The sequence below is a fragment of the Polaromonas sp. P1_H6 genome (assembly GCF_056405195.1).
The window spans coordinates 179,669-193,339 of the sequence record NZ_JBFUCN010000012.1 but is presented as its reverse complement, the minus strand read 5'-3'; the positions used below and the strand labels follow the sequence as shown (position 1 = coordinate 193,339).

General features: G+C 65.7%; 16 protein-coding genes. 7 read left to right on the top strand and 9 right to left on the bottom strand.

The genetic code is table 11. The annotated features are described in order from the left end of the window. Window positions 1-91: 91 nt before the first annotated feature. A complete protein-coding gene (locus tag AC1D1F_RS13380; RefSeq protein ID WP_477676814.1) occupies window positions 92-859 on the bottom strand; it encodes an RlmE family RNA methyltransferase in 768 nt (255 codons plus the stop codon). A 42-nt stretch (window positions 860-901) separates the two neighbouring features. Between AC1D1F_RS13380 and AC1D1F_RS13375 the strand changes: the two genes are divergently transcribed. The 3 genes from AC1D1F_RS13375 to AC1D1F_RS13365 all read left to right on the top strand — a co-directional run bounded on the left by AC1D1F_RS13375 (window position 902) and on the right by AC1D1F_RS13365 (window position 4,303). Further along, window positions 902-1,378 (top strand): YhbY family RNA-binding protein, encoded by a 477-nt coding sequence (locus AC1D1F_RS13375; RefSeq protein ID WP_477654016.1) that lies wholly within the window; start codon window positions 902-904, stop codon window positions 1,376-1,378. A 102-nt stretch (window positions 1,379-1,480) separates the two neighbouring features. After that, a complete protein-coding gene (locus AC1D1F_RS13370) occupies window positions 1,481-3,541 on the top strand; it encodes a M3 family metallopeptidase (protein ID WP_477676813.1) in 2,061 nt (686 codons plus the stop codon). A 102-nt stretch (window positions 3,542-3,643) separates the two neighbouring features. Continuing rightward, window positions 3,644-4,303, top strand: coding sequence for a glutaredoxin family protein (locus tag AC1D1F_RS13365; RefSeq protein ID WP_477676812.1), 660 nt, complete (start codon window positions 3,644-3,646; stop codon window positions 4,301-4,303). Window positions 4,304-4,385: 82 nt separating this feature from the next. Here the strand turns inward: AC1D1F_RS13365 and rpiA are convergent, their stop codons facing one another. Further along, the gene (rpiA, locus tag AC1D1F_RS13360) at window positions 4,386-5,057 is read right to left on the bottom strand and encodes a ribose-5-phosphate isomerase RpiA (RefSeq protein WP_477676811.1); all 672 of its coding nucleotides are present in this window, start codon (window positions 5,055-5,057) and stop codon (window positions 4,386-4,388) included. 86 nt (window positions 5,058-5,143) lie between these two features. Here rpiA and AC1D1F_RS13355 point away from each other — a divergent pair, with 86 nt between their 5' ends. Next, the gene (locus AC1D1F_RS13355) at window positions 5,144-6,196 is read left to right on the top strand and encodes a quinone-dependent dihydroorotate dehydrogenase (RefSeq protein WP_477696418.1); all 1,053 of its coding nucleotides are present in this window, start codon (window positions 5,144-5,146) and stop codon (window positions 6,194-6,196) included. On the opposite strand, the gene xth is transcribed toward AC1D1F_RS13355, so the two are convergent. Together xth and AC1D1F_RS13345 are read right to left on the bottom strand one after the other, a co-directional pair. After that, window positions 6,193-7,035 carry an exodeoxyribonuclease III gene (gene xth, locus AC1D1F_RS13350; protein ID WP_477676809.1) on the bottom strand — a complete coding sequence of 281 codons (843 nt, stop codon included), beginning with the start codon at window positions 7,033-7,035 and terminating at the stop codon, window positions 6,193-6,195. The two genes, AC1D1F_RS13355 and xth, sit on opposite strands and share 4 nt — an antisense overlap. A 21-nt stretch (window positions 7,036-7,056) precedes the next feature. Continuing rightward, on the bottom strand, window positions 7,057-7,314 hold the full coding sequence (locus tag AC1D1F_RS13345; protein ID WP_477676808.1) for a hypothetical protein: 258 nt from the start codon (window positions 7,312-7,314) through the stop codon (window positions 7,057-7,059). A gap of 167 nt (window positions 7,315-7,481) precedes the next feature. Here AC1D1F_RS13345 and AC1D1F_RS13340 point away from each other — a divergent pair, with 167 nt between their 5' ends. Next, complete coding sequence (locus AC1D1F_RS13340; protein WP_477700749.1) at window positions 7,482-9,587, top strand: oxidoreductase; 2,106 nt, start codon at window positions 7,482-7,484, stop codon at window positions 9,585-9,587. A 168-nt stretch (window positions 9,588-9,755) separates the two neighbouring features. On the opposite strand, the gene AC1D1F_RS13335 is transcribed toward AC1D1F_RS13340, so the two are convergent. From AC1D1F_RS13335 to AC1D1F_RS13325, 3 genes are all read right to left on the bottom strand, one after another. Further along, window positions 9,756-10,169 carry a hypothetical protein gene (locus AC1D1F_RS13335; protein ID WP_477678670.1) on the bottom strand — a complete coding sequence of 138 codons (414 nt, stop codon included), beginning with the start codon at window positions 10,167-10,169 and terminating at the stop codon, window positions 9,756-9,758. A gap of 122 nt (window positions 10,170-10,291) precedes the next feature. After that, window positions 10,292-10,504, bottom strand: a complete 213-nt coding sequence (locus tag AC1D1F_RS13330) for a DUF3820 family protein (protein ID WP_436154996.1) — start codon at window positions 10,502-10,504, stop codon at window positions 10,292-10,294. Window positions 10,505-10,514: 10 nt separating this feature from the next. Further along, window positions 10,515-10,868, bottom strand: coding sequence for a translation initiation factor Sui1 (locus AC1D1F_RS13325; RefSeq protein WP_477654025.1), 354 nt, complete (start codon window positions 10,866-10,868; stop codon window positions 10,515-10,517). A 200-nt stretch (window positions 10,869-11,068) separates the two neighbouring features. Between AC1D1F_RS13325 and AC1D1F_RS13320 the strand changes: the two genes are divergently transcribed. After that, window positions 11,069-11,818, top strand: a complete 750-nt coding sequence (locus tag AC1D1F_RS13320; protein WP_477678669.1) for a DUF2726 domain-containing protein — start codon at window positions 11,069-11,071, stop codon at window positions 11,816-11,818. 8 nt (window positions 11,819-11,826) lie between these two features. Here AC1D1F_RS13320 and AC1D1F_RS13315 read toward each other — a convergent pair whose 3' ends face one another. Next, window positions 11,827-12,468, bottom strand: a complete 642-nt coding sequence (locus tag AC1D1F_RS13315) for an FHA domain-containing protein (protein WP_477654027.1) — start codon at window positions 12,466-12,468, stop codon at window positions 11,827-11,829. 88 nt (window positions 12,469-12,556) lie between these two features. After that, entirely contained in the window at window positions 12,557-12,994 is a 438-nt protein-coding gene (locus tag AC1D1F_RS13310) for a surface-adhesin E family protein (RefSeq protein ID WP_477696420.1), read from the bottom strand. A gap of 345 nt (window positions 12,995-13,339) precedes the next feature. Here AC1D1F_RS13310 and AC1D1F_RS13305 point away from each other — a divergent pair, with 345 nt between their 5' ends. Further along, window positions 13,340-13,558 carry a CsbD family protein gene (locus AC1D1F_RS13305; RefSeq protein WP_477654029.1) on the top strand — a complete coding sequence of 73 codons (219 nt, stop codon included), beginning with the start codon at window positions 13,340-13,342 and terminating at the stop codon, window positions 13,556-13,558. The last annotated feature ends 113 nt before the right edge of the window (window positions 13,559-13,671 follow it).

Below are 13,671 nucleotides of genomic sequence, written 5' to 3'. Positions count from 1 at the left end.
CCGGTCCCGGCCCTTGGTTTAAAGCGGGTTTAGGGCTGCTGACACTGTGACATTTGCCACCGCGGTGTGTCTGAGATGTACCCATTTGCGCTCATTGTGCCGCCTGGCCAGGCTTTTTCAGCCCCCGGCCGATCAGAAAGGTTTCCGATGAGCCTGGGCGCGAAGCCTTGGGCTTGAGCGGTTTGACGAGCTTGAAGGTGTCCCGGAACAGCTTGACCAGCTGGTCGTAGCCGCTGCCATGGAACAACTTGACCACCAGCGTGCCCTCGGGTTTCATGCGGTTCTGCGCGAATTCCACGGCCAGCTCGATCAGGTGGGCGATGCGGGCCGCGTCGGCCGACTCTATGCCCGAGAGGTTGGGCGCCATGTCGGAGACCACCAGGTCCACCCGGACCTGGCCCTCGGGCGTGGCCAGGGCGTCTTCGAGCTTTTGCAGCACCTCGGCTTCGCGGAAATCGCCCTGGATAAAGGTCACGCCCTCGATGGGCTCCATGGGCAACAGATCGAGGCCGATGATGCGGCCGTTGAGCGTGCCCGCCGCAGCGCCGGTCGGCGAGAGCCGGCGCCGCACGTACTGGCTCCAGGCGCCGGGCGTGCTGCCCAGGTCGACAACGCAGTCGCCCGGCTTCACCAGGCCGAAGGTTTCGTCGATTTCCTTCAATTTGTAAGCGGCGCGGGCCCGGTAGCCCTCTTTCTGGGCGAGCTTCACGTAGGGGTCGTTGATGTGGTCGTGCAACCACGCCTTGTTGACTCTTCCCTTGCCGCCGGCCTTCACGGCGGTTTTACCGGCCGCCTTGGCGGCGGCCTTGGAGTCGGTCTGGACGCCGGGCTTGAAACCGGTCTTGGCATTTACTTTCATGGGGCCTATTGTCCTCTCCCCGACTCGCCCGATAATTGGGCCATGGCTCAAATACAACTTACCCCCGCCCAGCGCAAGGACCACCGCGCCGATGCCCACCACCTGAACGCGGTCGTGATGATCGGCTCCGACGGCCTGACCCCCGCCGTCAAGAAGGAAACCGACGCCGCGCTCAACGCCCACGGGCTCATCAAGGTGCGGGTGCTGTCGGACGACCGCGCCGGCCGCGAGGAGATCTTCCAGACCCTGGCCGACCAACTCAACGCCGCGCCCATCCAGCACATCGGCAAGCTGCTGGTCCTGTGGCGGCCCATGCCTCCCAAGGAAAAAAAGGTCAATGAAGACCGCATGCCCGGACCACGGGACGTCAAGGTGCTCAAGAACAGCTCGCGCCACGGCCAGCGTCCCGAGGTGAAAACCCTGCGTGTGCTGGGCAACCAGCGCCTCACGCCGGGCGGCACCGTCAAGCGCGCCAAGAAGCCCCAGCTCAAAAGCGCCAAGAAAAGCGCCCAGGGCTGAGCCGCTTTCCCGCCCCGGGGCAATCGCCCCGATAGGCGCCTTCTTCTTCACCGCGCGGCCTCAAGCCTTTAGATTCAAGACTTCCGCCCACAGCTATCCGCCATGACCAATCCCCTCCTCGATTTCTCCGACCTCCCGCTGTTCGACCGTATCCAGCCCGAACATGTGGGCCCCGCCGTCGACGAGCTCATGGCCAAAGCCGACGCGGCGCTCGAAACCGTCACCGCCCCGGATTTCCCGGCCACCTGGGCCGGCATCGCCCGCGTGCTGGACGTCGCCACCGAGAACCTGGGCCGCGCCTGGGGCGCCGTGAGCCACCTCAACAGCGTGGCCGACACGCCCGAGCTGCGCGCCGCCTACAACGCCGCCCTGCCGCGCGTGACCGAGTTCTGGACCCGCCTGGGTGCCGACGAGCGCCTGTACGCCAAGTACAAAGCCATCGATGTGGCCACCCTGAACACCGAGCAGCGCCAGGCCCACAAAAACGCCATCCGCAACTTTGTGCTCTCCGGCGCCGAGCTGAAAGGTGCCGACCGCGAGCGCTTCGCGAAAATCCAGGAACGCCAGGCCGAGCTGAGCCAGAAATTCAGCGAGAACGCGCTGGACGCGACCGACGCCTTCGCCTACTACGCGACCGAGGCCGAAATCACCGGCATCCCGGCCGACGTGCTGCAGACCGCGCGCGCCCAGGCCGAGGCCGAAGGCAAGGCCGGCTATCGCCTGAGCCTCAAGATGCCCAGCTACCTGCCCGTGATGCAGTTCGCCGTCAGCGGCAAGCTGCGCGAAACCCTGTACAAGGCCTACACCACCCGCGCCAGCGACCAGGCCGCACCCGAGTTCAGTAAATTTGACAACGGCGCGATCATGCAGGAGATCCTCGCGCTGCGCCTCGAGGAAGCGCAGCTGCTGGGCTACCGCAATTTCGGCGAGGTGTCGGTGGTCGCCAAAATGGCCCAGTCGCCCGACGAAGTCATCACCTTTTTGCGCGACCTCGCGCGCCGCGCCCGTCCCTATGCCGAAAAAGACGTCGCCGACCTGCGCGCCTTCGCCGCCGGCCAGCTGAACCTGGCCGAGCTCCAGCCCTGGGACTACGCCTACGTCGGCGAAAAGCTCAAGGAAGCGCGCTACGCCTTCAGCGAGCAGGAAGTCAAACAGTACTTCACCGCGCCCAAGGTGCTGGCCGGCCTCTTCAAGATCGTCGAAACCCTGTTTGAAGTCGCCATCCGCAAGGATTCGGCACCGGTGTGGAAGCCTGGCGTGGAGTTCTACCGCATTGAACGCGGCGGCGAACTCGTCGGCCAGTTCTACCTAGACCAGCCGGCCCGCACCGGCAAGCGCGGCGGCGCCTGGATGGACGACGTGCGCGCCCGCTGGCTGCGCCCCGACACCGGCAAGCTGCAAACCCCGGTGGCCCACCTGGTCTGCAATTTCGCCGACGGCGTCGGCGGCAAGCCGGCGCTGCTCACACACGACGACGTGACCACGCTGTTCCACGAGTTCGGCCACGGCCTGCACCACATGCTCACGCAGGTCAACGAGCGCGACGTCTCCGGCATCAGCGGCGTCGAGTGGGACGCGGTCGAGTTGCCCAGCCAGTTCATGGAGAACTTCTGCTGGGAATGGGACGTGCTCAAGCACATGACGGCCCACGTCGACACCGGCGCGCCGCTGCCGCGCGCGCTGTTCGACAAGATGCTGGCCGCCAAGAACTTCCAGAGCGGCATGCAGACGCTGCGCCAGGTCGAGTTCTCGCTGTTCGACATGCTGCTGCACACCTCGCACAAGCCGGCCGACGACCTGATGGGCCTCTTGAACGAGGTGCGCCGCGAAGTCGCCGTGATCCCCTCGCCGCCCTACAGCCGCACCGCGCATACCTTCAGCCACATTTTTTCGGGCGGTTATGCCGCCGGCTACTACAGCTACAAATGGGCCGAGGTGCTGTCGGCCGACGCCTACGCCGCCTTCGAGGAAACGGCTACAGCTGCGCCCTCGCTGGCCGGCGACGATGGCGGCAAGACCACGGTCACGGTGGAAACCGGCCGAAAATACCGCCAGGCCATCCTGGAAGCCGGCGGAAGCCGCCCCGCCATGGAGTCTTTCAAGGCTTTCCGCGGCCGCGAACCCTCGATTGATGCTTTGCTGCGTCATCAGGGTATGGCCTGACACCCTCGAAACGCCTAAAACGTTGTGAGACTTGCAGGGCCTGCGTTAAGCTTGTCCTATCCCTGTTTCCCCCTACCCGTACCTGAGACCGACTGGAACACCATGAAGACAAATGCCGTGAAATCCCTCGCGCCCCACACCCTGCTGGCCCTGGCAGTGCTCGCGGGCGGTCTTTTTTCGCCCCTGGCCCAAGCCCAGCCGGTCTACCGCATCGTCGGCCCCGACGGCAAGGTGACCTTCTCCGACCAGCCGCCGCCCGCGGCCACCAATGCCAAGGTCAGCGCGGCCAATACCGGCGGCCCCGGTGGCGCGGCCCCCACCGGCCTGCCTTTCGAATTGCGGCAAATCGCCAACAAATACCCGGTCACCCTGTATTCCGGCAACGACTGCAGCCCCTGCGGCATCGCCAAATCCATGCTGACCAACCGCGGCATCCCGTTTTCCGAGCGCACCGTCATCACCACCGAGGACTTCAAGGCCTTGCAGCGGCTCAGCGGCGATACCTCCCTGCCCTTCGCCACCATCGGCAGCCAGCAGCTCAAGGGCTTTTCCGATGTGGAATGGACTCAGTTCCTGAACGCCGCCGGCTACCCCCCCGCCTCGGTGCTGCCGTCCAGCTACCGCCCACCGGCTGCCACGCCCCTGGTGGCCGTCACCGCGCCATCGGCCACGGGCAACGGCCCAGCCCGCGCCGCCGCGGCGCCCGCACCTGCAGCCCCGCCGCCACCCGCGGCGGAAAACCCGACCGGCATCAAGTTCTAAGCAAGGCTGTCCTCCAACGCAAAACGCCGGGTTCTCACCCGGCGTTTTGCTTTCAGGGCCTGTCCGCAGGCCGTGAAGCTTCCTAGAACACCAGCGTCTTCACGCCGCCCGGCGCGCCCAGCAGGCACACATGGGCTTTCTGGAAGGCGAACACCCCCACCGTCACCACGCCCGGCCACTGGCTGACCTGGGTCTCAAAAGCCAGCGGGTCGGTGATCTTCAGGCCGGTCACGTCCAGGATGTGCTGGCCGTTGTCGGTCACCAGCGGCTTGCCGTCCTTCAGGCGCAGCACGGCTGTGCCGCCCAGCGCCGCGAACTGGCGCGCGATGCGCTGGGTGGCCATCGGGATCACTTCCACCGGCAGCGGGAAATTGCCCAGCACCGGCACCAGCTTGGATTCGTCGGCGATGCAGACGAACTTGTGCGACTGCGCGGCCACGATTTTTTCGCGCGTAAGCGCCGCACCGCCGCCCTTGACCATATGGCCCGCGTTGTCGATTTCATCGGCACCGTCGATGTAGACGCCCAGCTCGTCGACCTCCGTCGCATCGAAGACCTTGATGCCCAGCGCCTGCAGGCGTTCGGTGGACGCCACCGAGCTGGACACCGCGCCCTTGATGCGGTCCTTCATGGTGGCCAGCGCGTCGATGAATTTGTTGACCGTGGAGCCGGTGCCGACGCCGACAATGCTGCCTTCTTCCACATAGTGCAGGGCGGCCTGGCCGACCAGGGTTTTGAGTTCGTCTTGGGTCATGGGAGTGTTGGGAGGGGGAAATCGGAAGGTGAAACGGGTTTTGCGACAATCGGGGCCAGTACAAGCCACCTCCACCGAATTATCCAATGTCCCTGCTCCCCTACGCCCTGGCCCGTCCCTTTTTATTTGGCCTGGACGCCGAAACCGCCCACGAGCTGACCATGGCCTCGCTGGCGCGCACCCAGGGCACGCCGCTGGCCCTGGCCTACCTGTCCAGCCGCGTCAGCGACCCGATAGAGCTGGCCGGCCTCAAGTTCCCCAACCGCGTCGGCCTGGCTGCCGGGCTGGACAAAAACGCCCGCTGCATCGACGGCCTGGCCGCCATGGGTTTCGGCTTTGTCGAGGTCGGCACCGTCACCCCCAAGGGCCAGCCCGGAAACCCCAAGCCGCGCATGTTCCGACTGCCCGAGGCCAACGCGCTGATCAACCGCCTGGGCTTCAACAACGAAGGCCTGGACGCCTTCCTGGCCAATGTGCGGCGCTCCAGCGTGCGCAAGCCCGGCGCGCAAGGCGGCCTGCTGCTGGGCCTGAACATCGGCAAGAACGCCGCCACCCCGATTGAAAACGCGGTCGACGACTACCTGGTCTGCCTGGACGGCGTCTACCCGCATGCCGACTACGTCACCGTCAACATCTCCAGCCCCAACACCAAAAACCTGCGCGCGCTGCAAAGCGACGAGGCGCTCGACGCCCTGCTGGGCCGCATCGCCGAGCGCCGCGAGGCCCTGGCCGCGCAGCATGGCAAGCGCGTGCCCATCTTCGTGAAGATCGCGCCCGACCTCGACGAAGCCCAGGTGGCCGTCATCGCCGCCACGCTGCAGCGCCACGCCATGGACGGCGTGGTCGCCACCAACACCACGCTCAGCCGCGATGCCGTCAAAGGCATGCGCCATGCCGAAGAAGCCGGCGGCCTGAGCGGCGCACCGGTGCTCGAAGCCAGCAACCGCGTCATCACCCAGCTGCGCGCGGCGCTCGGCAAGGGCTTCCCCATCATCGGCGTGGGCGGCATTTTGAGCGGCGCCGACGCCGTTTCCAAGATCAAGGCCGGCGCCGACGTGGTGCAGATCTACACCGGGCTGATTTACAAGGGCCCGGACCTTGTCACGCAGGCCGCGCAGGCGATCAAGAAGAGCCGTTAAGCCTTGGCCGCCGCGCGCTTTTTGGGCGCGGCTTTTTTGGCGACGGCCTTGCGCGGCGCGCGCGCCCTGGCCCCCAGCTCCACCCACACCGGCGCATGGTCGCTCGCGTGCTCCTGCCCGCGCACCCAGCGGTCCACGCCCGCGGCTTTCAGGCGCGGCGCGAGCGCGGCGTTCAGCAGGATGTGGTCTATGCGCAGGCCCGCATCGCGCTGCCAGTGCTGGCGGAAGTAATCCCAGAAGGTGTAGATGCGCTCGTCCGGGTGCAGCGCGCGCAGGCTGTCCACCCAGCCTTGGGCCAGCAGCTTTTCATAGGCCGCGCGGCTTTCGGGCTGCAGCAGCGCATCCTTGCGCCATGACTTGGGGTTGTAGATGTCGAAGTCCGTCGGCACCACATTGAAGTCGCCGGCCAGCACCACCGGGTGCTCCGAGGCATACAGCGCCTTTGCGTGCGCCTGCAGGCGGCTGAACCAGGCCAGCTTGTAATCAAACTTCGGGCCGGGCTGCGGGTTGCCGTTGGGCAGGTAGAGGCAGGCCACGACGATGCCGTCCACCGCCGCTTCCAGGTAGCGGCTCTGGTCGTCGGCCGGGTCGCCGGGCAGCTCGCGGCGTATCTCCAGCGGCGCCTGGCCTTTGGCCAGAATCGCCACGCCGTTCCAGGATCGCTGGCCTTTCCACAAGGCTTCATAACCCGCCTCGCGCAGGGCCTGCTGCGGGAACACGCCGTCCAGCGCCTTGAGTTCCTGCAGGCAGGCCACGTCAGGCGCTTCCTTCTCCAGCCAATCAAGCAACTGCGGCAAGCGCGTCTTGATGCCGTTGACGTTGAAGGTCGCGATCTTCATCAGGCGCCGGTCAAACTTCGGTCAAACCCCGGGTGAAGGTTTTCCCCGGCCCGGCGTGCGCCGGAAGGCCTCGGCGCCGCCGCTGCCGCCGCCGTCGGGAAAGCTGTGCTGCCTGAGCTTGCCGGCCACGCCGGGCTCCGCGGGCTTCATGGGTTTTTCGATCAGGGTGCTGGCATCGTTGCCGTCGGCGGCATCGTCCGGCTCACTGTGGGGCGGGTGCGGCACGGGCGCGCCTTCGCCGGTCTTGGCGCGTGTGGGGCTGGTGGTGTTTCTGGCCATGCTTTCAAGGTAGCAGCCCTGCCGCCCGCGCCGTGTCGGACAACACCGCAAGGGCTTCAGGGTAAGCACCGAGCCCGCATAGAGACTGTCCCCTAGAGTACCCGGCGGGCTTTGTCGCTCCCCCTGTTGCGACTACGATGCAGGCAGTTTTGACAGGAGACCCGCTTTTGGCCGCGACCCCATCTTCCAACCCTGCGTCGGGCCCCTCCGGTCCTTCCGCTTATCCCCACCTGCTGGCCCCGCTGGACCTGGGCTTCACCACCCTCAAGAACCGCGTGCTCATGGGCAGCATGCACACCGGCCTGGAAGACGGGCGCAAACACTTTCCCGCCATGGCCGCCTACTTCGCCGAACGCGCGCGCGGCGGCGTGGGCCTGATGGTCACCGGCGGCTTCGCGCCCAACATCGCCGGCTGGACCAAACCCTTCGCCGGCATGCTCGCCAGCTCGGGTGCGGCGCGCCGCCACAAGCAGGTCACCGATGCCGTGCATGCGGAAGGCGGCAAGATCGCGCTGCAGATCCTGCACACCGGCCGCTACGGCTACCACCCGCTGTGCGTCGCGCCCTCACGCATCCAGAGCCCGATCTCGCCCTTCACGCCGCGCGAGCTCAGCGTGGGCGGCATAGAGCGGCAGATCCGCGCCTTCATACGCTGCGCCATGCTGGCGCGCGACGCCGGCTACGACGGCGTCGAGATCATGGGCAGCGAAGGCTATTTCATCAACCAGTTCCTGGTCACCCACACCAACCAGCGCAGCGACGACTGGGGCGGCAGCTACGCCAACCGCATGCGCCTGGCCGTCGAGATCGTGCGCCGCACGCGCGAGGCCGTGGGCCCCGACTTCATCATCATCTACCGCCTCTCGATGATCGACCTGATCCCCGGCGGCAGCAGCTGGGAGGAAGTCGTGCTGCTGGCCAAGGCCGTCGAGGCCGCCGGCGCCACCCTGATCAACAGCGGCATAGGCTGGCACGAGGCCCGCGTGCCGACGATTGCCACCTCGGTGCCGCGCGGCGCCTTCACCTGGGTCACCAAAAAGCTGCGCACCGACCTGCGCGCAGCCGGCCTCACCATTCCCGTCGTCACCAGCAACCGCCTGAACATGCCCGAAGTCGCCGAGCAGGTGCTGGCCGACGGCTGCGCCGACATGGTCAGCATGGCGCGCCCCTTCCTGGCCGACCCGGACTTCGTCAACAAGGCGGCCCAGGGCCGGCGCGATGAGATCAACACCTGCATCGCCTGCAACCAGGCCTGCCTTGACCACGCCTTCCAGGCCAAGCTGGCGAGCTGCCTGGTCAACCCGCGCGCCGTGCATGAGACCGAACTCGTCATCAAGATCACTGCCGCCAAAAAGCGCGTCGCCGTCATAGGCGCCGGCCCCGCCGGCCTGGCCGCCGCCACCACGCTGGCCCTGCGCGGCCACAGCGTGGACTTGTACGACGCGGCCGACAAGATAGGCGGCCAGTTCAACCTGGCCAAGCGCGTGCCCGGCAAGGAAGAGTTCGAGGAAACCCTGCGCTATTTCGGCCAGCGCATCCTCGGCACCGGCGTGCGCCTGCACCTGAACACCCGTATCAGCGCGCAAGACCTGATCGCCGGCAAGTTCGACGAGGTCATACTCGCCACCGGCGTCACGCCGCGCAACCCGCGCATCCCCGGCCAGGAGCATCCCAAGGTGCTCAGCTACATCGACGTGCTGCTGGGCCGCCAGCCCGTGGGCGAGCGTGTGGCCCTCATAGGCGCGGGCGGCATCGGTTTTGACGTCGCCGAATTCCTGGTCACGCCGGCAGGCCATTCCACCGCGCTCGACCTGCCCGCCTGGCTGGCCGAATGGGGCGTGGCCGACCCCGGCGAGGTGCGCGGCGGCGTGGTGCGCCCGCAAGCCACGCCGCCCGCGCGCCAGGTCACGCTGCTGCAGCGCAAGCCCGGCAAGCTGGGCGCCGGCCTGGGCAAGACCACCGGCTGGATACACCGCGCCGCGCTGAAAATGAAAAACGTCGAGATGCTCTCGGGCGTCAACTACGAACGCATAGGCGAGCAGGGCCCGGACCTGGGCCTGTTCATCACCTTCGGCGAAAAGCGCCTGGACGGCACCGTGCTCACCGTCGACAACATCGTGCTGTGCGCCGGACAGGAGCCGCTGCGCGAACTGCTGGAGCCGCTGCGCGCGGCCGGCGTCAAGACGCATTTGATAGGTGGCGCGCATGAGGCGGGCGAACTCGACGCCAAGCGGGCAATAGATCAAGGAACCCGTCTGGCTGCGATTCTTTAAGGCCTTCAGTTCTTACTCCCTCTCCCTCTGGGAGAGGGTTGGGGTGAGGGCCAGCGGCGTCTCAATAGCCCACTGCGTCATGCCCAGGCCGCCAGCCCTCACCCCTGCCCTCTCCCAGGGGGAGAGGGAGAAAGAAAAACCAGAGCCGCTCAGAATTTATTCGCAGTTCTAAATGCGGACCAAACTGAACAGCAGCAGCCCCAGCGCCATCCCAAAACTCAGCGCATGCATATTCGCCGCCATGGCAAAGCGATTCATGAGCCTCAGGCCCTGCTGGTCCTGCGAGCCCAGCAGGAACAGCAGGCACATCTCGCGGCGCCGCTGCGGGTCGACCGCGCTGTGCTTCTTGAGCGCCTTGTGCATGGACACCGACAGGTAGATCGCGACCACCGAGGCCAGCGCGATGATGGGAAAAAACCAGCCGCGCACCATCCATGCGGGAAGCTGCGGCGCCAGCCAGGCGCGCAGCAGGTCGGCGGCGGCAAAAATCAGGAAACCCGCGGCGAAACCCAGCCATTCCTGGGTGCGGAACTTCGCCATCATTTTCCTGGCCCTGGTTTCCAGGGGCAGCTCGTAAGCCATGCGGATCACCTCGTGCGAACAGTACGCCCGGTGTGCGGCCCCATGCCGGGCAACGCGGGTGCAAGGATTCTGCGCAGGAACACCCGCCGCGGCAATACTGCAAATGCAGGAGAACGGTGGTTTTATTTACGTCGCAGCGGGTCCAGCAGCGGCTTCAGGCCGTTGTGATCGATTTCCTGCATCAGCGCCAGCAGGCGGCCGATTTCCCCTTTGGGGAAACCCTCGCGGGCAAACCAGTTCAGGTAATTGCCCGGCAGGTCGGCGATCAGCGTGCCCTTGTGTTTGCCGAAAGGCATTTCGCGGGTCACCAGCAGGAGCAGGTCGTCGGGGTTCATATATATAAGCCTAGCCGCCTGCCCGTTTGGGCGCGTAGCCCTGCTTCTGCAGTTCCGCCATCACGCGCTCGCAATGGTCGCCCTGCACCTCGATCACGCCGTCCTTGGCCGTGCCGCCCGAGCCGCAGGCGGCGCGCAGCTGCTTGCCCAGCAGCGCCAGCGCCATGGCGTCCAGCGGCAGGCCCTTGACCACGGTCACGGTCTTGCCGCCCCGACCCTTGCTTTCTCGGCTCACGCGCACCGGGCCGCCCGCCGCGGCCACCGCCTGCTTGCAGGCGCAGGCCGCCAACGGCCGGCGGCAGCCGGGGCACATTCTTCCGGCCTCGGTGGAATAGACCAGGCCGCCTGTGGGAGTTTGTTTCATTGGGAAGGGAGAACCAGGAAATGAGAACCAAGGACGTATCCGGCCGGCCGGCATCGCTGTAGTTTTAGAACGACCGTTCGCAAAAATTTGTGAACTAGTTCACGAAAACCGCAGAATGTACCTTATAAACACGGGCGGGGATCGGCAGCTACGCCCCCTCTCAGGACGATAACAACTTCGGGCGACTCGGGACGCGAACAATGACAGGCAGCAGTTTTCTGATCGGATTTTTCATCTTTGTCGGCAGTGTGGCCCTGGGTGCCCTCGGTTATGAACGCTGGCTGTCCCATGTGGTGGCCAACCGCAAAAAGGTCGCGCGCAACCATGCCCTGCGCGCCAAACCCCTGACCAGCCGCGACGAACTCCAGGTCTGGCGCTGGCTCGAAGAAGTCTTTCCCGAACACCGCATCCTGCCCAAGATCCCCTTCACCGGTTTTATCGAGCCCAACCAGCGCGGCGGCGACGCCCACTGGCAGGCGCTGCTGGGCACCTTGAATTTTTCCTGCGCGCTGGCCGACCAGAAAGGCACGGTGCTGGGCTGCATCGACGTGCTGGGCCGCGGCGAGGTGACCGGCCGCAACCATGCCTTCAAGCGCGAACTTCTGGCCCGCGCCGGCATCCCCTACTGGATCATCGAAAGCCAGCGTCGGCCCAGCGCCGCGCTGCTGCGCGAGAAATTCCTGGGCGCCGCCATCAGCGAAGCCGGCAAGCTGGCGACCGCCGAACGCGCCCGCCGCGCCGCCCCCGCCAGGCTCGAGCGGCCGCAGCTTTCACGCGTGTCCAGCAATGCCTCGGACCTCACCAAAACCGGCATGACGCCGCTGCACCTGAAGTCCACCCTCAAGCTGCAGTCACTGGCCCGGGCCTTCGCCCTGCGCCTGGCCGGTGAAGAGCCGCGGCGCGACCGCATCCGCTACTCCAGCACCAATCCCAGCAGTTCGATTGTTTAGGGCTTCGGCTAAGCCCCTTTAAGCAGGAACTCCATCTCGGTCCCCGCCAGGTTCAGCACGTCGTTGTGCGCCAATGGCGTCGCCTTGGCACTTATAGGCTTGCCGTTGAGCGTCGACGGCGTCTCGCCGTCCATGTGGGCCACGTAGTAGCCGTCGCGCCGGTGCGAGATCGACACCACCGCCACGCCCGGCTGGCCGAAGGTGGTCACCGCCTTGACCACCGCCATTTCCAGGCCCGCCGATGAGCCCGACAGCACCTTGAGGCTGGCCTGCAGCGCGCCGGTGGTACCGGGCAGCCCTATCGCATCGAGCGACATCGCGGTGGTTTCCTGGCTTTCGGCCTGCGCCTCATGCTCGGAGGTCGCCAGGTACTGGATCCTGAAGTTGCCGATGTTGATGATGTCGTTGTCGTGCAGCAGCTCGCGCGCCTTGACCATATGGCCGTTCAGGTAGGTGCCGTTGGTGCTGCCCAGGTCGCGCAGGTAGACGTCGGCGATGCCCTTGAGCTCAAACACGCAGTGCTCGCCGCTGACCACCAGGTTGTCGAACACGATGTCGTTGTACGGCCTGCGGCCCAGCGTGGTGCGGTCGCTCTTCAGGTAGACATGCTTGATTTCGACGCCTTCGACCGATGCGATGAGTTGCGGCATGAGGAGAAGCCTTTCTTCTGAGGTTGCCGCCACTCCCAACGCGGCGGTCTCTTCATCGTAGCGCCGGCCCCGCGAAGGCACAAGGGCACTATGTCTTGGGCGTATCTGTGTTCCGGCAGGCCGCGCGGACCAGCCGCTGCGTCGGGTTGGGTGTCACGTCGACAAACTCCATGCGCCTGACCACGCCCTCGGCGTAGGTCGAGGTCTTGTGCGACTCACCCTGCCACAGCGGCTGCTGGTAAAAATCCAGCGAGAGGTAGCGCGCGTTTTTGTGCGCGCAGTCGAACTGCACGGTCGAGGTGTAGGAGCGGTAGGGCACGCCGTCCCAGCTGGTGCGCGGCTTGGAGCGGCTCACGCGTATCTTCATCGTGCGCACCTCGCCCTGCACCGACACCGGGATGGGATCCACCTCGATGGTGTTGACCAGGGGATCCTGCGGGTCGCCCAGCACCGTGAACCACGCGGACTGCGCGTGCAGCAGGGAGGCGCCTCCCAGCAAGCCCCAGAAAAAAAGGTTCTGTTTCATGATGACAAGTCTTCGATGTTGTTCACTCCGGGCGCCATGGTGATGAACAGCGCCCGGATGTTTCCGCCGCTTGCAGCACTTGCACAATGTCGCATTCAAACCAGTCTACCCCTCAGCGGCACGGCTTGTCACATCAAAAGACATCCCCCTACGCACGAAATTGAAGCCGGGGCGGCAAGTTGTAGGCGGCAACCCACACCCATGCGCGCCCCCTCCCTGCGCGCCGCGCTTTGGGCCGGGCCTAAGGTGAAGCCATGGAATTTTTCATGACCCTTTCATCACCAGTGAAGGCATGGAAAGTCCCATGGAAAGTCCATATCCCTCCAACCCCTGAAAGGTATTCCCATGAACAAGGACCAGGTCAAAGGCAAGATCAAGGAAGTCGCCGGTGAAGTGCAGGAGCACACCGGCAAGATGGTCGGCAGCACCGAGCAGCAGGCCAAGGGCCACGCCCGTGAATTCGAAGGCAAGGCCCAGAAAGCCGCCGGCGACGTAAAGGAAAACATCAAGGACCTGAACAAGGAAGTGAAAAAAGACCTGGAGCGCGATCCTCTCAAGCCTTGATGAATAGAGGTCCTCCAGGGACCTTCAACTTTCGCGCCTTCGCGCATCTTCAAATCGGCCGGTTTCCACCGGCCGATTTGCCGTGCGCGCCGCAAGGCATTGGCTGACGGGGC